Origin of the sequence: Roseibium sp. MMSF_3544, from assembly GCF_030732845.1 — a bacterium.
Lineage (GTDB): Bacteria > Pseudomonadota > Alphaproteobacteria > Rhizobiales > Stappiaceae > Roseibium.
In genome coordinates, this window is the sequence record NZ_JASHKA010000017.1 from 59990 (window position 1) to 81312 (window position 21323).

General features: G+C 59.1%; 17 protein-coding genes. 9 read left to right on the plus strand and 8 right to left on the minus strand.

Translation table 11 applies throughout. The annotated features are described in order from the left end of the window. Nucleotides 1-45: 45 nt before the first annotated feature. Both RBB47_RS21865 and RBB47_RS21870 read right to left on the minus strand, forming a co-directional pair. Nucleotides 46-519, minus strand: coding sequence for a YaiI/YqxD family protein (locus tag RBB47_RS21865; protein ID WP_305988012.1), 474 nt, complete (start codon nucleotides 517-519; stop codon nucleotides 46-48). Further along, nucleotides 516-1739 (minus strand): TIGR03862 family flavoprotein, encoded by a 1224-nt coding sequence (locus RBB47_RS21870; protein ID WP_305988013.1) that lies wholly within the window; start codon nucleotides 1737-1739, stop codon nucleotides 516-518. The genes RBB47_RS21865 and RBB47_RS21870 overlap by 4 nt, the downstream gene beginning before the upstream one ends. Nucleotides 1740-1939: 200 nt before the next feature. On the opposite strand from RBB47_RS21870, the gene RBB47_RS21875 reads away from it, so the two are divergent. Continuing rightward, nucleotides 1940-3133, plus strand: coding sequence for an HD domain-containing phosphohydrolase (locus RBB47_RS21875; protein WP_305988014.1), 1194 nt, complete (start codon nucleotides 1940-1942; stop codon nucleotides 3131-3133). 231 nt (nucleotides 3134-3364) lie between these two features. Here the strand turns inward: RBB47_RS21875 and RBB47_RS21880 are convergent, their stop codons facing one another. After that, nucleotides 3365-4150 carry a glycosyltransferase family 2 protein gene (locus RBB47_RS21880; RefSeq protein WP_305988015.1) on the minus strand — a complete coding sequence of 262 codons (786 nt, stop codon included), beginning with the start codon at nucleotides 4148-4150 and terminating at the stop codon, nucleotides 3365-3367. A gap of 84 nt (nucleotides 4151-4234) precedes the next feature. Further along, complete coding sequence (locus tag RBB47_RS21885) at nucleotides 4235-5869, minus strand: alpha-glucosidase (RefSeq protein ID WP_305988016.1); 1635 nt, start codon at nucleotides 5867-5869, stop codon at nucleotides 4235-4237. A gap of 580 nt (nucleotides 5870-6449) precedes the next feature. On the opposite strand from RBB47_RS21885, the gene RBB47_RS21890 reads away from it, so the two are divergent. After that, complete coding sequence (locus RBB47_RS21890) at nucleotides 6450-7616, plus strand: acetyl-CoA acetyltransferase (RefSeq protein ID WP_305988017.1); 1167 nt, start codon at nucleotides 6450-6452, stop codon at nucleotides 7614-7616. A gap of 302 nt (nucleotides 7617-7918) precedes the next feature. Continuing rightward, the gene (locus tag RBB47_RS21895) at nucleotides 7919-8446 is read left to right on the plus strand and encodes a hypothetical protein (protein ID WP_305988018.1); all 528 of its coding nucleotides are present in this window, start codon (nucleotides 7919-7921) and stop codon (nucleotides 8444-8446) included. A gap of 497 nt (nucleotides 8447-8943) precedes the next feature. Here the strand turns inward: RBB47_RS21895 and RBB47_RS21900 are convergent, their stop codons facing one another. Beyond that, entirely contained in the window at nucleotides 8944-10035 is a 1092-nt protein-coding gene (locus RBB47_RS21900; protein WP_305988019.1) for a hypothetical protein, read from the minus strand. A gap of 253 nt (nucleotides 10036-10288) precedes the next feature. Here RBB47_RS21900 and cysG point away from each other — a divergent pair, with 253 nt between their 5' ends. The 5 genes from cysG to RBB47_RS21925 all read left to right on the plus strand — a co-directional run bounded on the left by cysG (nucleotide 10289) and on the right by RBB47_RS21925 (nucleotide 15116). After that, nucleotides 10289-11752 (plus strand): siroheme synthase CysG, encoded by a 1464-nt coding sequence (gene cysG / locus RBB47_RS21905; protein WP_305988020.1) that lies wholly within the window; start codon nucleotides 10289-10291, stop codon nucleotides 11750-11752. 19 nt (nucleotides 11753-11771) lie between these two features. After that, the gene (locus RBB47_RS21910; protein WP_305988021.1) at nucleotides 11772-12071 is read left to right on the plus strand and encodes a DUF2849 domain-containing protein; all 300 of its coding nucleotides are present in this window, start codon (nucleotides 11772-11774) and stop codon (nucleotides 12069-12071) included. Between the two features lie 67 nt (nucleotides 12072-12138). Then, the gene (locus tag RBB47_RS21915) at nucleotides 12139-13797 is read left to right on the plus strand and encodes a nitrite/sulfite reductase (protein WP_305988022.1); all 1659 of its coding nucleotides are present in this window, start codon (nucleotides 12139-12141) and stop codon (nucleotides 13795-13797) included. Beyond that, a complete protein-coding gene (locus RBB47_RS21920; protein WP_305988023.1) occupies nucleotides 13784-14545 on the plus strand; it encodes a phosphoadenylyl-sulfate reductase in 762 nt (253 codons plus the stop codon). Before RBB47_RS21915 ends, RBB47_RS21920 begins: the two co-directional genes overlap by 14 nt. 37 nt (nucleotides 14546-14582) lie before the next feature. Then, complete coding sequence (locus RBB47_RS21925; protein WP_305988024.1) at nucleotides 14583-15116, plus strand: DUF934 domain-containing protein; 534 nt, start codon at nucleotides 14583-14585, stop codon at nucleotides 15114-15116. Between the two features lie 402 nt (nucleotides 15117-15518). Here the strand turns inward: RBB47_RS21925 and RBB47_RS21930 are convergent, their stop codons facing one another. Both RBB47_RS21930 and RBB47_RS21935 read right to left on the minus strand, forming a co-directional pair. Continuing rightward, on the minus strand, nucleotides 15519-17765 hold the full coding sequence (locus RBB47_RS21930) for a xanthine dehydrogenase family protein molybdopterin-binding subunit (RefSeq protein WP_305988025.1): 2247 nt from the start codon (nucleotides 17763-17765) through the stop codon (nucleotides 15519-15521). Nucleotides 17766-17769: 4 nt separating this feature from the next. Further along, entirely contained in the window at nucleotides 17770-18231 is a 462-nt protein-coding gene (locus RBB47_RS21935; protein ID WP_305988026.1) for a (2Fe-2S)-binding protein, read from the minus strand. A gap of 166 nt (nucleotides 18232-18397) precedes the next feature. Between RBB47_RS21935 and RBB47_RS21940 the strand changes: the two genes are divergently transcribed. After that, a complete protein-coding gene (locus RBB47_RS21940) occupies nucleotides 18398-18961 on the plus strand; it encodes a TetR/AcrR family transcriptional regulator (protein WP_305988027.1) in 564 nt (187 codons plus the stop codon). A 31-nt stretch (nucleotides 18962-18992) separates the two neighbouring features. Here RBB47_RS21940 and RBB47_RS21945 read toward each other — a convergent pair whose 3' ends face one another. Then, nucleotides 18993-21299, minus strand: coding sequence for a fused MFS/spermidine synthase (locus RBB47_RS21945; protein ID WP_305988028.1), 2307 nt, complete (start codon nucleotides 21297-21299; stop codon nucleotides 18993-18995). Between the last annotated feature and the right edge of the window lie 24 nt (nucleotides 21300-21323).

Genomic DNA, 21323 nt, shown 5'->3' on the forward strand with positions numbered 1-21323 from the left:
GCTCCTCGCAGTTGGCCAAAACGATCCAACCCAGATTGACTTGATTTATGAGTCCGTACCCTGGTCTCCTGCAATCCGCTTTCCGGCGCGCATCGTCGTTTCGAGCTGATTGAGAAATCGCGATCTGTCAGCCTTGGTAAAGGCCGGACCGCTCTCGCGGATTTCACCAACTTCCCTTAAATGCGTGTTGAGATCCCGCATGGCGAGGCGCATGCCGATGCCATCCTCCCGAAACGGTTTGCCCGTCGGGCCGATGACGAGAGCGCCTGCCTTTACGCAGCGCGCCGCCAAGGGAACGTCGGCGGTGACAACCACATCACCGGCGCTGGCCCGCTCGGCGATCCAGTTGTCCGCCTCATCCGGGCCTTCAGGAACAACCACCCGTTCGATGAGATCACCTTCCGGCAGACGCATCCAGCTGTTGGAAACGAACTTGATCGCCACCTTGTGGCGTTCACCCACGCGGATGCATTCGTCTTTCACCGGGCAGGCATCGGCATCGACATAGAGTGTTGTCATGAGGTTTTTCCGCTGGGATTTGTTGTCAGATAGGCCATCAATCCGTCGGCTGCCCTTCGGGCAGTCGCAAAACAGGCCTGCAGGAGATAGCCGCCGGTGGGTGCTTCCCAGTCCAGCATTTCCCCGGCTGTGAAAACGCCGGGCAACTTTTTCAGCATCAGATCGGAGGTGACCTCGTCAAGTGCGATGCCTCCAGCCGAAGATATCGCCCGGTCGATCGGATAGGTCGCAAGGCACGTGACGCGAACAGACTTGATCCGCTCTGCAAGGCCGTCCGCGTTCTCCGGCAACGGGCCGTTTTCCCGAAGTAGGGCCAGTTCGACAGGATGCAGCTTGAGGACCTTCTTCAGGTAAGTCGATTGCGATTGCTTGCCGCGCGGCCGTGAAAGCTTTCCGGCAAGATCGCCGGTGCTGATTGCCGGGCGCAGATCGATGAATAGCTCGGCAGATCCGCTGTTGTTGATGGTTTCGCGTATCTCGGCAGACAGCGCGTAGACCGCACCGCCTTCGAGCCCCTTTCCGGAAGCCACGGCTTCCCCATGTGCAGAAGCGCCGCCAATGCGCAGGCCGATGCGTTTCAGAGGCGTGCCGGCAAACCGGTCCTTTAGAAAGTCGCTCCACGCAACCTGAAAGCCGCAATTGGCGGGCTGAAACGGGGTGACTTTCACGCCTTGTTTTTCCAGAACCGGAACCCAGGCCGCGGTGGATCCGAGCTTTGGCCAACTCGCACCGCCAAGCGCCAGCAGGAGTGCGCGGGCGGGCACGGTTTCAGGCTCACCCGAGCCGGATCTGATCAGAGCCGAGCCATCATCGGTCAGCCCGGTGAAGGCATGCCGGCTCAGGAGCCGAACGCCGTTTTCCTGAAGGCGACGGAGCAGGGCGCGCAGCAAGGGCGAGGCTTTCATCGCCTTCGGAAAGACGCGCCCGCTCGTGCCGACGAAGGTTTCCTGCCCAAGGTCATGACACCAGTCGACGAGTGCACTTGGCGGAAAGGACTCGATCATCGGTGACAGAAAGCTTTCCGCGTCCCGGTACCGCGTCAGGAACTGTTCCAGATCCTCGCTGTGGGTCAGGTTGAGGCCACCCCGGCCAGCCATCAAGAACTTGCGGGCCGGTGAAGGCATCTGGTCGGCAATGGCGACCGAAAAGCCACGCGCGGACAGGCGGTCGGCAGCATAAAGACCGGCGGGACCGGCACCGATGACGAGCACATCAAACATGGGGCCTTATAGGGCGACTTTCGCAAGTAACGCTACTGCTGAATGACCACGCACAAGATCTGGCACCAGCTTCACGCAAAGCGGGCTGAAACGGCACAGCTTCGAAAGCATTTGTTATCCGTCTTATGGAACTATGACGTGAACACCGAACCGGCAGGAGCGGCGCGCCGCTGCCTGCGTTCGGCACGAGGACCGCAATCATGGAAAAGTCTCCGGAGCTGATCGTCGTCGTGGACCCGGATGCTGCCGTCCGGACCGCCTTTGAGCACCTGTTCGGCGATCGATACAAAGTGTGCACTTTCAAAGAGTCTGAAGAAGCGTTGCAATTTCTGCGGCAGAACCACAATGCCGCGGTGATCTTCTCCTGTTTCAACTTGCCCGGCCGCGGCGGCACCGCTTTTTTGCATGCTTCGGAAATGATCGTGCCGCTTGCGGCCAGAGTTATGCTTACGCATGAAAGTTCCGCCGAAGCGATCAAGAAGACGCTGAATGAAGGCCATGCCTTCATGTACATTCAAAAGCCGTGCCGCAGGAACGATCTGGAATCTGCTCTGGAAACCGCACTGTCCCACCACCAGCAGCTTGCCAGGGACAGGGCAACGCTCGAGCGCACGCTTGCCGGATCGGTCAAGCTTCTGATCGATATGTTGGGTCTTTTTCACCCCGAGGCATTCCGGCGAACGAGCACAGTGCGCAAACAAGCGTTGAAACTTGCCAGAAAGGTCGGCATCCGCAAGACCTGGGAACTGGAAATGGCGGTCATGCTGTCTCCGCTCGGTGAAGCCTTGTTGCCGAAGCAGATCCTCGCCCGCTATCGTGCCGCCCGCAGCCTGACGGAACAGGAACGCGACGTGCTCGACCGGTCTCCGGCGCAAACACGTGATCTGCTGCTGAACATTCCGCAGCTCGAAAAAGTCTCTGAGCTGCTCTACCTGTCCGGCCGTGGCTATGACGGCTCGGGTTTTCCGAAGGACGGCCCGATCGGAAACGATATCCCGGTGATCTCGCGGATTTTGAAGCTTCTGACCGACCTTTGGTATGCGAGCCCGGAAAGCGGACCGGATGCGGCTGCCTTCGAAGCACTGACAATCCATCGGCACAAATACGATCCCGAGCTTCTGGAGGCGGCGAGGGATGTTCTCCTCGACGATGTAGCGGATGATCGAAAGGCGCACGTCTCTGAATGTTACATCCGCTCGCTCCGGCCCGGCGACGTTCTCGTCGACGATGTGCTGGCGGAAAACAGCCACGAACTTGTTCTGTCGCGTGACCACACGCTTACACCGACAACCATCCGCCGGCTGGAACATTTTCACCACACGACCGGCGTCCGCCAGCCGATCCGGGTGGAACGGCACGACGTTCCGGACAAGGTTCTGGATGCAGCGGGTTAACCGCTGCGGAGTCTTCGGCATTGATTGCGTTTCAGAACCCCCACCCCTAACCCCTCCCCACAAGGGGGAGGGGGACTAAGCCTCAATCCTCAAGACCAATCGGTTGTTGGAACCTCAAGTTTTCTGCTGCGTTGACGCGCTACACGGTTAAATTCCCCTCCCCCTTGTGGGGAGGGGTTAGGGGTGGGGGTAATGTTGCGCAAATCGGGGGTTCCACACGAAACTGAACGCCTACTTGCCCTTCTTCTCCAGCAATTCCGCCTCATAGGCTTTTGCCACGCGCAGAAAACGGGCATGGGCGTAGTTCATGGAAAGAATGAAACCCCACCAGCCGTATTTTCGGTATTTTCGGACAAAATAGGCCTTGAAAAAACTGACAGGAAACTCGGTGAGGAGGCGCGAACGGGGTAGTTTGCGTCCACGTGCGCGCATGTCCTCAACCTGCATGCCAGAATAACGATTGTACTTGCCGACCTGAAAGTCGAGAGAGCGGATCGAGCGATGCGCCATGATGCCCGAAAGGCTGGCAATCCGGGCGCCGTCCTCCGGGCGGACGGTGTCATGGACAGTTGAGTCTGAGAACCGTCCCTTACGCCGGTCATAAAGTCGGATCTGATGATAGCCATAGGCCCATGGCGCAGGCTCCGGCTCATGGGCGTACATGTCGCGGATCATGATGCGCCAGCCGTCGGCGTCCTTGTAGCTGCCGCCAGCGAATTTTGCCCGTATTTCCGCGGCAAGCTCCGGGGTCACTTCCTCGTCGGCATCCAGATTGAGCAGCCAGTCGTTGCGGCACTGGTCTTCACCGAAACGTTTCTGCGGGCCATAGCCTTGCCAGTCGTGCTGGACGACCTGCGCACCGAGCTGTCTGGCGACATCCTGCGTTCCATCCGTTGAGCCGCTGTCGATGACAATGACTTCGTCGACCCAGTCGATCACGCTCTCGATCGGCCGGGAAATCCGGTCGGCCTCGTTCTTGGCAATGATGAAGGCGGAGAGGGGCAGGCGCTCGGTCATTCAGGCTCCGGGTGATCAACGGGTACCGGAGCATGCCCGGCGCGTTTATTTAGCCGCGCCGGGAGAGCTTTTGAAGCAGCAAATTCAGGATTTTACCCTGGCGAAGACCGCATCAAGGCCGCCGAGGCGGATCCGGTTGCCGTCAATCGAGCCGGTAAACCCGGGTGCGTTCAGGTTTTCCAGCTGCAGACCGTCAAGCTCGATCGCCTCTGCACCCTCGGCCAGATTGAACGCGCAAAGGATGGTGTCACCGCCATGGCTACGCGTGAAGACGAGGGTCTCACCGCCGCTTTCCAGGAACACCATGTCTCCCTTTTTCAACGGAGCGAGATCCTGCCGCCACGCAAAGAAGGCGCGGTTTCGGTTGAGGACGGAGCTTTTGTCCTTGTCTTGCTCGAACGCAGCTTTTGCCAGGTGTTCTGGGGCGACCGGCAACCACGGTTCGGCATCGGAGAAACCGCCATTGGCGTTGTCCTTTACCCAGGGCATTGGCGTCCGGCAACCGTCACGGCCGGTATATTCCGGCCAGAAGCGAATGCCGTAAGGGTCCTGAAGCTTTTCAAAGGGTACATCGGCCTGAGTGAGGCCGAGTTCCTCGCCCTGATAGAGGCAGGGAGTTCCGCGCAAAGAGGCACAGAGCGCCGCCCCGAGCGGTGCGAACTTTGCCATGTCCTTGCCGTCTCCCCAGCGGCTGGTGACCCGCTTGACGTCATGGTTGGAAAGCGCCCAGCTCGCCCAGCCCGATCCGATCCCGCCATTCATTTCCTCAACGATCCGGCGAATATAGGGAGCCGAATGCTGGGGCGTCAGCAGGTCGAAGCTGTAGGCCATGTGGATGCGCTTGCCGGCTTCCGTGTAGGAGGCCGTCAGTTCGACCGCCTGGCCGTCGGCGCCGATCTCTCCGACAGATGTCGCGCCGGGGTATTTGTCGAGCAACGCCCGGAACCGCTCCAGAAAGGCCAGATTTTCCGGCCGGGTCTTGTCGTAGATATGGTCCTGGAAGCCGTAGGGGTTGGTCGGATCAACAGTCGACGGTGCCTCATCTCCGCTGAGCGGCGGATTATCCCGGAGGTCCGCGTCGTGGAAATAGAAATTCACCGTGTCCAGGCGGAAGCCGTCGACACCGCGCTCCAACCAGAAGCGGGCGACATCCAGAACGGCGTCCTGAACCTCAACGTTGTGAAAGTTGAGATCCGGCTGGCTGGTCAGGAAATTATGCATGTAGAACTGGCAGCGGCGGCTGTCCCATTCCCAGGCCGGCCCACCGAAGAGCGACAGCCAGTTGTTCGGCGGGGTACCGTCCGGCTTGGCATCGGCCCAGACGAACCAATCGGCCTTGGCATTGTCCTTCGAAGACCGGCTTTCCTTGAACCACGGGTGCTGGTCAGACGTGTGTGAGATCACGAGATCGATCATGACTTTCAGACCGCGCTCATGCGCGGCCCTCGTCATGCGGTCGAAATCGGCCAGTGTCCCGAACATCGGGTCGACGTCTTCATAGTTGGAGACGTCGTAACCGAAATCATGCATCGGCGATGTAAAGAAAGGCGACAGCCAGATCGCGTCGACCCCGAGCGAGGCAATATAATCCAGCCTTTCGGTAACACCGTTGAGATCGCCGATCCCGTCACCATTGGTGTCGTTGAACGAGCGCGGATAGATCTGATAGATCACCGCACCGCGCCACCAGTCCGGGTCCTTGATCAGTTTTTCTGGCATTGCGGCCTCCTGGCCAGTATCGGCTTCCTCGAACATTGCCGGTCTCCGTTCCGCTGCTCAGGCGGGTTAACAATTCAAAGCGCTTTGAATGGCTATATGCCGCGGATCGCGAGGTCAAGTTACATTGCGTAAAAAGTGGTGTGTGAGGCCCGAAACAACCGAAACCGATCTCAGAATGTCAGCCAGAGAAGCAAAAACCGGCCCTGCAGAACAGGACCGGTGGAGCAACTGAAGATGTTCAAAAAACAATTTTGTCCGGAACATGGCAAAGCTATCCAGCGAGCGTGACGGAGCGATGACTGATTTCTTGGTGACCTGCGAAATTTGAAACTTGGTTAAATCAGAATTGTCTTTCAGCGCAGAAATTCTAACGCAAAACTAATTTATTAAATATATGAAATTAAAAATGAAAATAAAACTTGATGACGTTTAGGTCAATTTCTTCTTGCAAAGCAGCATGGAAGCTGGGACTGTCCGGCGCACAGAAGTTTCCGTATGGTGGAGGCAGCGCGGGAGACCGCCTCTTTTGTCCCGTCCGGGGAGCCTTTCATCGACGACAGACATACTTGGAGGAAATCTGATGACGGCAGCGATGGTTGGATGGGCGCATATGCCTTTCGGCAAGCATTCGGAAGAGACCGTTGAAAGCATGATCGTCAAGGTCGCTGTGGATGCCATTCACGATGCCGGCATTGCCCCGGAAGACGTGGATGAAATCCTGCTCGGCCACTTCAATGCAGGCTTTTCCGCCCAGGACTTTACCGCTTCGCTGGTACTTCAGGCTGATCCGGCACTCCGGTTCAAGCCGGCAACGCGCGTTGAGAACGCCTGCGCAACCGGCTCTGCCGCCGTTCATCAGGGCGTCCGTGCGATTGCCTCGGGCGATGCCCGTTTCGTGCTGGTGGTTGGTGTCGAACAGATGACAACAACACCCGGACCTGAAATCGGCAAAAACCTTCTGAAGGCTTCCTATCTTAAGGAAGAAGGCGACATTCCGGCCGGGTTTGCAGGTGTCTTCGGCAAGATCGCCCAAGGCTATTTCCAGAAATTCGGTGACCAGTCCGACGCGCTTGCAAAGATTGCATCGAAGAACCACAAGAACGGCGTCGGCAATCCTTATGCCCAGATGCGCAAGGACCTGGGCTTCGAGTTCTGCCGTGCGGAAAGCGAGAAGAACCCGTTCGTTGCCGGCCCCTTGAAACGCACGGACTGTTCGCTTGTCTCCGACGGTGCTGCAGCACTGGTGCTGACCGATCCGGCCACAGCCCTTGGCATGAACAAGGCTGTTGCTTTCCGCGGCATGGCGCATGTTCAGGACTTTCTGCCGATGTCGCGCCGCGATATCCTGAAATTCGAAGGCTGTTCCAAAGCTTGGGGCGAGGCGCTCGGCGATGCCAATCTGGCGCTGGAAGACCTCTCCTTCGTCGAAACTCATGACTGCTTCACCATTGCCGAGCTGCTCGAATACGAAGCCATGGGGCTGACCGCGGAAGGCGAGGGCGCAAGAGCGGTTCTGGAAGGCTGGACCGAAATGGACGGCAAGCTGCCCGTCAATCCGTCCGGCGGCCTGAAGGCCAAGGGCCACCCGATCGGCGCCACCGGCGTTTCCATGCACGTCCTCACCGCGATGCAGCTCACCGGTTCCGCCGGTGACATTCAGGTCAAGGACGCCGAAATCGGCGGCATCTTCAACATGGGCGGCGCGGCTGTTGCCAACTTCGTCTCGGTAATGCAGGCGATGCGGTAGCGGTTGTTGTCAGCTGTATTTGGAAAGCCGGCGGTTTTCGCCGGCTTTTTTTGGCGCGTTGATTGTCATCCCGGCCAAGCGCAGCGCGAGCCGGGACCGGGGAACCAGAAGCGGTGATTTTGGGCGCGAAAGTCTCGGCAGTTTGGCGCTCCGATCCCGGATCTCCGCTCCGCTGCGTCCGGGATGACGAGGTTGAGTTTGATGCCCTAACGTTATGCTCTCGCGCTCCATAGCCCTAGGAAACAACGAAAAAACGTGCCAGCGTCAGAAAAAGGAACACCGACCACGGACAAGACGCGCGCATGACAATGCCTGACCAAACAGCCTCTGACGCGTTGCCGGATGAAACTCGGATCAACCGCGATTGGCCGAAAACGTTGGCGTTGGTTGCGATTTGCCTCGGGCTTGTCGCGGCATCGCTATACGGCGTGCAGTCCGAGCCCGATAGCTATCAGGAGCGCCGGTTTCAGCATGGCTCCTTTTTCATCCTGCCGATCTTTTCTGTTTTGTCCGTGTTCACCGTTTTCAGGGTGTTTGTGCCACTCGGAGCGCCGGTGCGAGTCAATTTAACTGGATTTACCGACCTTAGAGCTGGAAAGACTCCCATTCCCTGGAGCGAGATAAGCAACGTCGTACGCAAGGGCGAATATGTTTCGCTGACCTTGAAGAGAAAATACGCCAAGACCTATCCATTTTCGTGGTCGCAAAGAGCGCTCAAGGCTTCCAGAAAGTCAGCCGGGCCGACGCACCTTCTTGTTGCCGTCTGGTGTCTGAAAACCAGCAGTCCGGACCTCCTGGATATCGTTTCGGCCTATCGAGACCAGGCGTGAGGCGGTCGCTTGGTGAGCCAAAACAAAGGGGTCGGAATTGGTCGCTTTCAGACTTGATGCGGCCGGTGCTGTGCCTCACCACTCCTGAATCTCCACATTGCTCCAGCCAGAATGATGGGGGCGTTTGAATGCATGTTCCAACCGACAAATCGGCGATAAGCATCCTTTGTTGTTGCGAAGTCATGCCATGACTTGATCATGGCATCCATGCCAATTTCTTTCGGCGCGCGAAGAATACCTCCGATTGTCATCCCGGTTTGACGTCCCGGCGGCAAGACCGGGATCCAGTAGTCACTGCGAGTGACGTAGAAAACACTTAGATTCAACGCATTACCGGATCCCTGCCTGCGCAGAACGACAAGCGAAAGGTTCGCGCAGCGAAACCCTCTCCATTGCCATTCCGGCCAAATAGAGCACGAACGATCAACCCGAAATTGGTTCGAGCGTTGGCCCCTGATCAAGGCCGGCGCTGCGCGTTGGGAATGGCTGAAAGCCGTCTATTGCGCGGCTCCAACGGCTGCAGCGTAGAAGGCCGGGTCGGTCAACTCGGCTGGCGAGACCGGTGCACCGCCACCTTCTCCGACATAGGTGTCGGCGACGCCATAGATGAAGATCCCGCCAGCGCTTCGCGGCACGAATGCGACACGCTCTTTCAGATCATAGTCGCCTGCCTCGCAATTGGCATAGCTGGTGTAGAGCTGCTTGCCGTCCTGCGTGATGCGTTTCGTCCCGGAAGAGAAGCTGCCGTCGGCGCATTTCTTCTGGCTGTCGGCGATAACGAGAGACATCAGCTCTTCTTCGCTCTGATAGCTGCCTGGCGCAAAAATATGGGCAACAAGCGTGCGCGCATCATTTGCCGCAACAGCGTGCAGGCCGTTGAGCTCGTCGTCGCGCTGACCGTCCGGGATGAGCTTCAGGCCCGACAGTCCGGCGCTGCCCATAAGGTTGAAAAGGGCCTGTGTCGCTTCAACGGCGAGCTGCGGATCTGCAGCTGTTGCTGCGGGAGAGCTGCTTTGCGCGGGTTTCGTCTGCCCGAGGCCGCCTTGCGGATTGGCTGCGGCGACGTCGCCCATCCCCGGCGCCGCACCATAGCGGGCAACGTTCTGGTCGACGCATTTGGCAAGACGGGCCATCAGCCGAGACGTGCCGGTCAGCCTGAATTCGTAATTGTTGGCGCCATCATAGACATACAGCGTCCGACCGCGACGGAAACGGGTGATGATGTAGCTGCCTTGAGGCATCTGCATGCGCGCGAGTGTCTTGGAAGTTGCCTTGGCGACACCCTGTTGCCAGCCTCCGCGGTCGATGCGGAATTGAAGCGGAATGTCTGTGCCCTCTTCCATGGTCCAGGAGGGAGATGAAAATCCGATGGCCCAATTGTAGGTCGTGTCCACCTGCACGTAGAGCGTGATGCCGCTTCGATAGGATGCCGACGCGACGCAAGTGCTGAAAAGCCCTGACTGATCGTCCGTGAAGGCGCTTCCGCTCCACCCGCCGGAGCGAAAGTTCTCGACGATCGCGGCATTTGCCTGAAACGCCGCAAACAAGGTCAGAAAGCCTGTTACCGCAAGAGACTGAAGAAGACGCATCTTACCCCCTTTGATGCAATGACGCGGGCCGTTGCCTGCTGCGCCAATCAGTTGGAAAGGTTAGTTGATTTACGCTGCGGCATCAACAAAACAGGCTTGGCTTGAGATCCGCGCTGGAACCGGAATCGGCCAAACACCGTCATGGGAAAAAACTATTCCTCTTCTGGGCCGAGCTTTGAAAACCGGTGCCCGGCACTTCGAGGGGCGGCAAATTACATTTAAGCCATCACACTGGGACTGGAGACCCTTGAAGATGGCAAGCCGCCGCGGCGACATTGTGAAGACGTTGAAAAGGCCCGAAGACCGGCTGGATGTGTTCCCCGCGTTCATGAAGGTTGCGGGCCGGCGTGTTCTGGTCGTCGGCCATAGCAGCGAGGCAGCTGCAAAGGTGCGCCTGCTGGGTGAAACCAATGCCGAGATTGTTGTGATCTCCAAAAACGTCGATGCCGATCTTCAAAAGGCCATCGACCTGTTCGAAGCCGAACATATCCAGGAAGAGTTCAGGCCTGCGCATCTGACAAATGCAGCGCTAGTGTTCTCCGCGCGCGAGGACTGGGACCTCGACAAGGCCGTCGTCGACGCTGCCAGGATCATGGGCGTTCCGGTGAACGCTGTCGACAAACCCGAACTCTGCGACTTTTATTCCGGTGCGCTCGTCAACAGAGCGCCGATCGCCGTTGCTGTGACGTCAACGGGTGTGGGACCGGTGCTGTCGCGTCACATCCGGGCGCGCGTTGAGGCAATGTTGCCGCGCGCAACGGGTGAACTGGCACGCCTTGCCGAAAGTTTTCGCGACGCCGCAGCCAAGGTGATCACCGACGGCGCGCTTCGCCGCAATTTCTGGGCCCGGTTCTTTTCCGGATCTGTTGCGGCCAATCTTTATGCCGGCAAAAACGATGTCGCGCGTATAGAGGCGCAAAGACTGTTGAACGGCATGGCAGATGAGCCGGGCTTCGTCTGGCTGGTTGGCGCGGGCCCTGGCGCGGAAGATCTTTTGACCTTGAGAGCGCAGCGTCTTTTGCAGGAAGCCGATGTCATTGTCCACGATGCATTGGTGCCTGCAAGTGTCGTTGCAATGGGCCGCCGCGACGCGGAGCGCATCTCGGTCGGAAAGCGCAAGGGCGCCCATTCCGTACCGCAGGCCGAGATTTGCGAGCTTCTGGTTGAGCTCGGCGCGAAGGGCTTGAAAGTTGTGCGCCTGAAAGCCGGGGATCCGATGATCTTTGGCCGGGCCGCAGAGGAAATGGAGGCGCTTCGCGCTGGCGGAATCGGATTTGAGATTGTCCCCGGTGTCACAGCAGCCTTTGCCGCGGCCGCCTCGGCCCAGATCCCGCTTACTCTGCGCGGAGTGGCCTCCAACCTTGTGTTTGCAACCGGGCACAATGCCAAATCCGAAACGTTGCCCGACTGGGCAGGGCTCGCGCTCAAAGGGGCGACCGTCGCCGTCTATATGGGCCGCACGGTTGCCGCTGCCGTTGCTGACCGGATGATCGGTGCCGGGCTGAAGCCTGAAACACCTGTCGCGGTCGTTGAAAACGCCGCCCACACGGGCGAACGCCTTTTCGCCGGAACGCTTTCCGAACTCGCGGTTCTGTCGAACCGTTCGGAGATTGACGGTCCGGTGCTCATCGTCATTGGCGAGGCCGTTGGTCATGCCGCCCTGGATAAGGCCGAGCCGCTGGCGCCCTTCGAGGCAGCCCGCGCCGCGGTCGCCTGACAAGAAGAGAGAAATCGAAATGAAAGTCATCACCGCCAACCGCCTGCTGAATGGCGACGTTGTCTGGCTCGGCGAAAACGCAGCCTGGGTCGAACGGGTGACGCTGGCGAAGGTGTTCGACGGCAAGGACGACGTGGACTCGGGCCTGGCCATCGGACAGCAGGCGGAGAAGAACCAGGAAGTCGTCGGTGTCTACGAGATGGACGTGACGCTGGAAGAGGGCGTGATCGTTCCGGTCCGCCTGCGCGAACGGATCCGGGCGGCTGGACCGACCACACATCCGCAATTTGGCAAACAGGCACGGGCTGTATCGGCCTGATCAGAAGAAGGGAAGGGCAGCGCCGGAAAGACGCATAAACGGCAGCGCCCGCTAGGAGAGACAAGAGATGTACCGCTACGACGAATTTGACGCCAGCTTTGTCACTCAGCGCACCGAGCAGTTCAAGGACCAGGTCCGCCGCCGGTTGGCCGGTGAGCTGTCTGAAGACGAATTCAAGCCGCTGCGCCTGATGAACGGCCTTTATCTCCAGCTCCATGCTTACATGCTGCGTGTTGCCATTCCCTACGGCACGCTGAATGGCCGCCAGATGCGCAAGCTTGCGCATATCGCGCGCACATACGACAAGGGCTATGGTCACTTCACCACGCGCCAGAACATCCAGTTCAACTGGCCGAAGCTGGAAGACACGCCAAAGATCCTGGAAGAGCTGGCCGAAGTCGAGATGCATGCCATCCAGACCTCCGGCAACTGTATCCGCAACGTGACCGCCGACCATTTCGCTGGTGCCGCAGCCGACGAGGTTGCCGATCCAAGGCCCTATGCCGAGATCCTGCGTCAGTGGTCATCGCTTCACCCGGAATTTTCGTTCTTGCCGCGCAAGTTCAAGATCGCCATCACCGGCGCGCCGAACGATCGCGCCGCGGTTCAGGTTCACGACATCGGCTTGCAGCTGACGCGAAATGATGACGGCGAGATCGGATTTGTCGTTTACGTCGGCGGTGGTTTGGGCCGCACGCCGATGATCGGCCGGAAAGTACGCGATTTCCTTCCCGAAGAAGATCTTCTGGCTTATTCGGAAGCGATCCTGCGCGTTTACAACCGCTACGGCCGCCGCGACAACAAGTATAAGGCCCGCATCAAGATCCTGGTGCACGAAACCGGCCTTGAAGAACTGAAGGCGGACATTGAGGCGGAATTCGAGAAGATCCGCTACGGTGTTCTGCGTCTTCCCGACGAGGAAGTTCGCCGCATCGAAGCCTACTTCGCCCCGCCTCCGCTCGAAGTGGGTCCGGTCACCTCCGAAGCTGTCGAAGCACGCCGTGAAAAGGACGCCGCATTCGCGCAGTTCCTCGCGCATAACCTGAACCCGCACCGGGTGCCGGGCTACACCTCCGTGACGCTTTCCATGAAGCCGATCGGCGGCATTCCGGGGGATGCGTCGGACGCCCAGATGGACGTCATCGCAGACTTGGCCGAACAGTTCGGCCATGACGAGCTTCGCATTAGCCACGAGCAGAATGTCATCCTGCCGCATGTCAAGCTGGAGGATCTTCCTGCCCTGTTTGGCAAGCTGGTCGCAGCAGAAATCGCGGAAGGGAATGCCGGTCTGATCACGGACATCATCGCCTGCCCGGGCATGGATTACTGCGCCCTGGCGACGGCACGCTCGATCCCGGTTGCGCAGCGCATCTCCGAGCGTTTCGGCACCGCCGGCCGCCAGGCAGAGATTGGCGAACTGAAGATCAAGATTTCCGGCTGCATCAATGCCTGCGGACACCACCATGTCGGTCACATCGGCATTCTCGGCCTGGAGAAGAAGGGCGAGGAATTCTATCAGGTGACGCTCGGTGGATCGGCCAACGAGAACGCATCAATCGGCGAGATCGTCGGCCGCGGCTTTTCTTCGGAAGAAGTTGTCGATGCCATCGAGACGCTGGTCGACACCTACCTCGGCCTCAGGTCCGGCAACGAGGAAACCTTCCTGGAAGCCTATCGCCGGGTCGGGGAGGCGCCGTTCAAGGAGGCCCTTTATGGCGCTGCATGAAACCTTCAGCCTGGGCGTTGATCCGGAGCTGGGACTGCAGGCGGAAGTGGCTGCGCTGAATGCCCAGTACGAGGATCTGTCCGCGCAGGAAATCCTGATGGGCGCGATCCGGCATCAGTTCGCCGGTGATATCGCCATGGTTTCGAGTTTCGGCGCCGATTCAGCCGTGCTCCTGCACATGGTTGCCCAGATCGATCCGTCGACACCGGTGCTTTTCATCGACACGGTGAAGCTCTTTCCGGCAACCCTGCTTTATCGGGACGAGTTGATCGAAAAACTCGGCCTGACCGACGTTCGCACCTTCAAGCCGTTGAACGAAGATCTGGCGAAGGAAGATCCGGCGGGCATGCTCTGGATGTCCGACACCGATGCCTGCTGCAACATCCGCAAGGTCGTACCGCTGGAACGGGCGCTGAAGGGGTTTGAAGCCTGGATTTCCGGCCGCAAGCGCCACCAGAGTTCGACGCGGACCGGTCTTGAACATTTCGAGATCGACGCAGGCCGTGTGAAGGTCAATCCACTGGCGGACTGGTCTGCCGCCGAAGTGCTGGACTATGCACGCTCCCACAATCTGCCGCCGCATCCATTGGTTTCACAGGGGTATCCCTCGATCGGCTGTTTGCCGTGCACCAGCAAAGTGGCACCTGGTGAAGACGCGCGCGCAGGCCGCTGGCGCGGACAGGACAAGACCGAATGCGGCATTCATTGGCCGACACATGGCAAGGAAATCGACGGCAGCGGTATCTGATCCGCTGCCGGTAACTGACACTTGAGGACGCAAAAGAATGACTACGATCTACAAGGACGGCGAATTCGTCGAAGAAACATGGACACGGGCTGAGGCTGAGACCGGGGCTGCTGTCGATGGCAACCTGCTTGTGTCGCAGGCACTGTTTCTGGAAGACGCTGAAGACTATGTCGGGCGCGAGGATCTGACGGCGGTTCTGGTTGAAGCCGGCGACGATGTCGAACAGATCGTTCCCTACCTCGACAAGCTGGCCTTTGTCGCCGTGGATTTTCCAAGTTTTGCCGACGGCCGCGGATTTTCCGCCGCCCGCATCCTGCGTGAGCATGTCGGTTATGAAGGCGATATCCGCGCGTCCGGCAAATACATTCTCGACCAGGTGCCGCTGGCCCGCCGCTGCGGCGTTTCCTCTTTCGAGATTTCCAAACCGGAAGTGCTGAAGGCGCTCAAGGCCGGCGAATGGCCGGAAGTCACAAAGTACCTGCAGCCCGTCGGTACGGTCGACGAAATCCCGGTCGGCACCCGCCCATGGGCGCGCCGTTCGTTCCGGGACGTGGCCGTCGCTGCCGAATAAGGACGCGGTGGGACGAGACGATTGCGTTCCGTCTTGTTCCGCTGAGATCTGAAAACAAAACCCCGCCGCTGGAAACAGCGGCGGGGTTTTGTTGTTTCGAGGGCACTGTGTCACCCCGGCCAAGCGGCAGCGCCGAGCCGGGGCCCATTCGCCGTTCAGTTTGCCGAAAGGGTCTGTTCGGTCGACGCAGTACTTTAATTCCCAATGTCCGCTCTGCGAATGATTAGGCCCCGGATCTCCGCCGCGCTGCGTCCGGGGTGACAGACTGAGCTGTTGCAAAGAACCGTCGTCACGCTGGCTGGACTGACAGCCGAGCGAAGTGGCGTCGCATAATGTCCTAACCCGGCCATAGGAAATGGCGGCCGCGCCTTGTTGCCTTAGGGCCTGCAGTGGGTGCAGGCCTCAGGCAAAGGTGACCGTTTTGTTGAAAGGCATTTCGCGCAGGCGGGTTCCCGTCGCCGCGAAAATCGCATTCGCAAGGGCCGGTGCTGCCGGCGGAACCGGCGGTTCGCCGATGCCACGGATCTTCTCGGAATTTTCCAGTCCGCGAACTTCAATTTCCGGACACTGGTTGAACCGCATGCCCTCGTGATCCCAGTAGTTTTCCTGTTGCGCACGGCCTTCGGAATAGGTGATTTCACAGTTCATCGCGTGACCGAGGCCCCAGATCACGCCACCCTTGACCTGATTGTCGAAGGCAATCGGGTCGAGCACACGTCCGACATCGGCCGCGACAAAGACCTTGTCGATCCGGATACCGTTTTCCGTGTCGGTGACTTCAACCACTTCGGCAACTGGAACGCCAAAGGAATTGACGAGCGCAAGCCCGCGTCCCCGCTTCGCACCGAGATCGCCGCCCCAGCCCGACATGTCCCCGACGGCCTCAAGCACCTTGCGGGCGATGTCGTCGTTCACCAGGCGGAGCCGTTCCTCCAGCGGATCGGCCCCGGCTTCTGCGATCAGCTCATCCAGGAAGGATTCGGCAAAGAAGCCGTTGGAAGATGCGCCGACCGAACGCCAGGCGCTTGTCGGAGCCAATTCGTTATGTGGCGCCTGATAGGCGGTCATGCGGAAATTCGGGATGGCCATCGGCATGTTCCAGGCGCCCGCGGCAATCTGCCCGTCCGCCATGCCCGGACGATCCAAGAATTGACGGCCCATCTGCGACGTCGTCGTTGACGGTGCGGAGACACTGATGTCTATCGTCTCTACCTTGCCGTCTTTCACGGCACCCTGCATGCGGGCCATGGAGATCTGGCGCGGATAGTCCTGCGCGAAGTCCTCTTCGCGTGAATAGGTGAGCTTGACCGGTGTCCCCTTCAGGCTCATGGCCACTTCGGTGGTGCGCTTGATGTTCTCGTCTTCGCCGCGGTGACCGAAGCTGCCGCCTGAATACTGATTGTTGATCGTCACCTGGTCCGGCTCCAGGCCGGTGATCCTGGCGACGTTGTTCTGAACGAAACGCGGCATTTGGGTCGATGCCCAGACCTCCGCCGAGGTCTCGTCTACCTTAACGATTGCACACAGCGGTTCCAGCGGCGCATGGGCTACATAGGGAACCCTGTATTCAGCCTGGATCGGCTGATCGCCGAGGTTGGCGTCGACATCGCCGTCGTCGCGCCATTTGGAATCGAGGCGGTCTTCGGTAAAGGAGTCTTCCAGGATCTTCCAGTGCCCGGCCATTTCTGGCGGATAGGCGCCGTCGGCCCAATCGATTTCAACCATGCGGGCTGCCTGAATGGCGCGCCAGGTGTTGTCGGCAATCACCGCGATCCCGCCGGTCACCGGCACGACCTTTTTCACGCCGCGCATTTTTTCCGCTTCGCTGGCGTCATACGTGTTCACGGAGCCGCCCTTGTACGGATTGGTGATCACCGTTGCATGCACCATGCCCGGAATTTCCAGGTCTATGCCGTAGACCTGCGTACCCGTCGATTTGGCGACGATGTCGATACGGTCCATCGATTTACCGAGCATGCGCCAGTCTTGCGGATCGCGCAGGGTGACGTCATTGACAGGCTCCAGGCCAGCTGCGTCTGCGGCGAGCTGGGTATAGGCGAGCGCGGTGCCGTCCGGCAGGATCACCGAACCCTTTTCGGTTTTGAGCTGACTGACCGGAACACCGGATTTCTTCGACGCGGCAAGCTTGAGCGTTTCTCTTGCAACGGCCCCGGCGCGGCGCAGTTTTTCGTAACTATCGGGAACCGTGCTCGAGCCGCCGGTCACCTGCATGCCCATGAGTTTGGCAACGGTGCCGAGAACCGTCCGCATGGCTTCCGCTTGGAATTTTTCGTCAGTTGACATGAACGGCGCCATTTCCTGCGTCACCGCCTGGTTGTAGTAGGCGGCGCTCGGCTTGCCGTAGTCCGTATTGAACTGTCCGAAGTCGACGTCCAGTTCCTCGGCGATGAGGGCAGCCTGCATGGAGACGGCGCCCTGGCCGAGGTCGACATGGGGCGTGATCAGCGTGATGCCGTCCCCATCGATCTTGACCCAGGGATTGAACACGGCCTCACCGTCCGACACGTCGTCAAGCAGCGGATTGGCATGGGGTTTCCGGACCTGGTAGTAGCCGAAGGCAACACCGCCGGCGACGGCCACGGCGCCGACGAGAAACGCGCGGCGGGTATATTTCATAACCTTGCCCATCGTTTCAGGCTCCTCTCAGCTCGCCGGAAGCGGTCTTGATGGCATCTCGAATGCGCGGGAATGTGCCACAGCGGCACAGGTTCCCGGACATCGCCTCGGCGATCTCCTCGTCCGTCGGGTTGGGGTTCTCGGCAAGAAGGCTTGCTGCCTGCATGATCTGGCCGGACTGGCAATAACCGCATTGTGCAACCTGATGGTCGATCCAGGCTTTCTGGACCGCATGCAACGTATCTGGCGTGCCAAGCCCGTGGATGGTGGTGATTTCTGCATCGCCGACATCTTCGGCAAATGTCTGACAGGAGCGGACGGCAACTCCGTCGAGGTGGACGGTGCAGGCACCGCAAGCCGCGACGCCGCAGCCGTATTTGACCCCCTTGATATCAAGCTCATCCCTCAGAACCCAAAGAAGAGGCATGTCTGGCTCGACATCCACCTCGCGAACCTGGCCGTCAATCTTGAGTTTCATGCTGGCAGTTCCTGTCATTTGCTGGCGTCGTGTCCGGAAGCGTCATTGAGCTTCACTCAATCCGGTTGTTGCACGCTCGTGCCGATCATAGAAGTATTCAATACGACAAATCATGTCTGTTTGTCTTGTTATTGACAAATGGACACGATTTGTCAATACGAAAGATATGACGACGAAAAACGAAAAGATTCTCGAAGCGGCGATGCGCGTCTTTTCGCGCTACGGCATCAAGCGGGCGACCATGAACGACGTCGCCGAGGAAGCTGGTCTTGTTCGGCAGACGCTTTATACGGTGTTCCCGTCGAAGGACGCACTCCTGCGCGCCGTTGTCGGTCACTGGGGCGAAGCGATCATCGCAAAGACGCGTGAAGGGTGGCAGAGCGCTCAAACGCTTGACGATAAGATCGAAGTTTTCTTTGAACAAACCATACGCGAACCCTACAGGATCATTCGGGCGGCACCGGATGCGGACGACGTTATCAAGGGAGCGACGACCGGGACTGAAGCAGAAGTGAAAATTCTGAACCGGAAGAAGGCGGCGTTGGTTGCAGAAGTCCTTGGGCCTTACGCCAATACGCTCGAGAGACAAGGCCAGAGTGTCGAAAACTACGCTGAATTCGTGCAGAACGCGGCCCTGGGTGTGAAACACTCGGCCAAGGACGAAGAGCAGCTGGATCGGCAGCTTTCCGCCCTGAAAGCGTCGGTGCTGGCGGTCGTGAACGAGACGTAAGGGTTCGAGAGGGAACTGTCTCTCGAACTCTTTACTTGTCGCCGAACTCGTGACGAACGATTGCTCCGACGATGTTCGAATAATCGTCCGTCCAGGGCGTGGTCTGACCCGCGCTGACAGTCTGCCATCTGGGGTTTTCAAGGATCGTTCCGAGGTCGGCCTCATCCCGCGCAAGAACCACGACATCCGATTCGAACACCTGGTCCGGTCTTTCTTCGCCCTTGGTCGTTCCGCGCTTGGCAAAGCGGATAACATATCCATCGGTTTCGGCAATGGCCGCAAGAACGCTGGCAAGCTCCAGGTAGCGGTTCGAAATGTGAAGGGCCAGCACCCCGTCTGCACTGAGCTTTGAGAAGAAGAGGTCGATCGCCTCACGTGTCATCAGGTGCACCGGAATGGAGTCGGATGAAAACGCATCGATCAGCAGATAATCGAATTTCCGGTCCGGTTCTGCTTCGAGAGTGAGCCGGGCATCTCCGAGCACCATTCTGGTTTCCGGTCCGCAATCGGAGATGAAACGGAAGTAGGCCGGATTGGAGGCGACATCGATAACCGCTTTGTCGATCTCATACACTGTCCAGGTTTCGCCGTCCTGTCTGTGGCACAGGAAGCTGCCGGTTCCAAGGCCGACGATGCCGATCTGCCCCAGCGGTCCGCCTGCGCCCTCGCGAGCAGCACGCAGCGTATCCGCCATCTCACCCGTCTCATGGTAATAGGCCAGCGGAACGGGAGATCCCTTGCCGGTCTCGGCATCGAAGGCGCTCATGTCGATGCTGCCATGGACGGTTGTTCCATGGACCATTCTGCGGTGAGACCCGTCATCGGTGTCCTTGACCTTGATCACGCCGAAAAACGACCGTTCCATATGAACGACGTTCGGGTCGAGCTGCAGGAGAAGCACTAGCGGGGCTGTCAGGACCAGCAGGACATGGGAGACAGGCTGCCATTTGAGCTGAACAATCGCGGCAAGCGTGATGAGGCCGAGGATCGAAAGAACAACGACTTCCTTGCCTTCAACACTCGGAAGCCAGCCTCGGGCCGCCGACAGCCAGAAGACACACAAAAGTGCCACGCCGAACAACACGGTTTTGAAGACCGATTTCGATGTTGCACCGTTTTTCAGGGGCAGCAGGAAGAGCGCAATCAGCATCAGCATCGGATACTCGGCGACCCAGCTGAAAACGTTGGGCGCGATGAGCCCGGCAAAAATGCCGCCGAGGACCCCTCCGACAGACATCCAGAGGTAAAACGCGGTCAATTGGCTCGCATGTGGACGCAGCTGATAAAGCCTTGCGTGGCAGAACAGCACCGTAATGAAATAGATCAGCAGATTAGCGCCAAGCCCGAACACCAGAGGCAGGAACTTGGGCATGAAGATCACGGCTGCGGCGATGATTGCCATGAAGGGCAGGATATTCGACAGGAAGTCGACAGATATCAGCGGCTTGCTCTTGAAGACGATGACAAAGGTCAGCAGGAAGAGCGACAGGGGCACGACCCACATGAACGGCGCAGACGCGATGTCGACTGCGATATGCGCTGTCAGGGCGATCGTCAGCGCGGAAGGAACCGCTGCCAGGGCGAGATAGGTGACAATCTGCCGCGCAGTGATGACCTGTGCGGACGAAGGAGAACTTTCGGTCTTTTCGGCAGCGCCGGACTTGATATGCGCCTCTTGCGGTTGCCGGAAGATTGTCGCCGCGCAAAGCAGAATTCCGATCACGAGCGCAAAGTAACCGATGGTCCAGAACAGCGACTGTGACCCGAGCGTCAGCGAGGGCTCAAGCACCAGGATGTAGAGATAGAGCGACGCAAAGCTGCCGATATTGCTGGCACCGTAAAGAAAATAGGGGTCGGACGCATGCTTGTGGCCGGTTTGTGTGAACCACGCCTGAAGCAGCGGAGCGTTGGCGGAAACGGCAAAGAAAGGCAGGCCGACAGAAACGGCGAACAGCCCCAGAAGCCAGATTTCCTGGTAAGCGGCCGGTGGCGTGTCCCAGCCCCGGGCAATTCCGAGCGGCAGGAACAGGCACGCGGTCAGCAGGACCAGGGTGTGGACCAGGATGGCATGCTTTGTCTGAAGGTAGCGCGTCAGCAGATGCGCATAGGCGTAGCCCAGAAGCAGGACAGTCTGGAAAAACACCATGGCGACAGACCAGACGCCGGGTGATCCACCGAGCTTTGGCAAGACCAGTTTCGAAAAAAACGGCTGGACGGAAAAGAGCAGAAACGCGCTCAAAAAGAGCGTTCCGGCAAAAAGTTGCAGGACCGGAACTGTTACTCCAATGCGACCGCTCTCGTTTGCGGAAAGTGACGGCTGGCGCGGCTGCTGCATCATGTCTACCCCAAATTACCCGGGCAC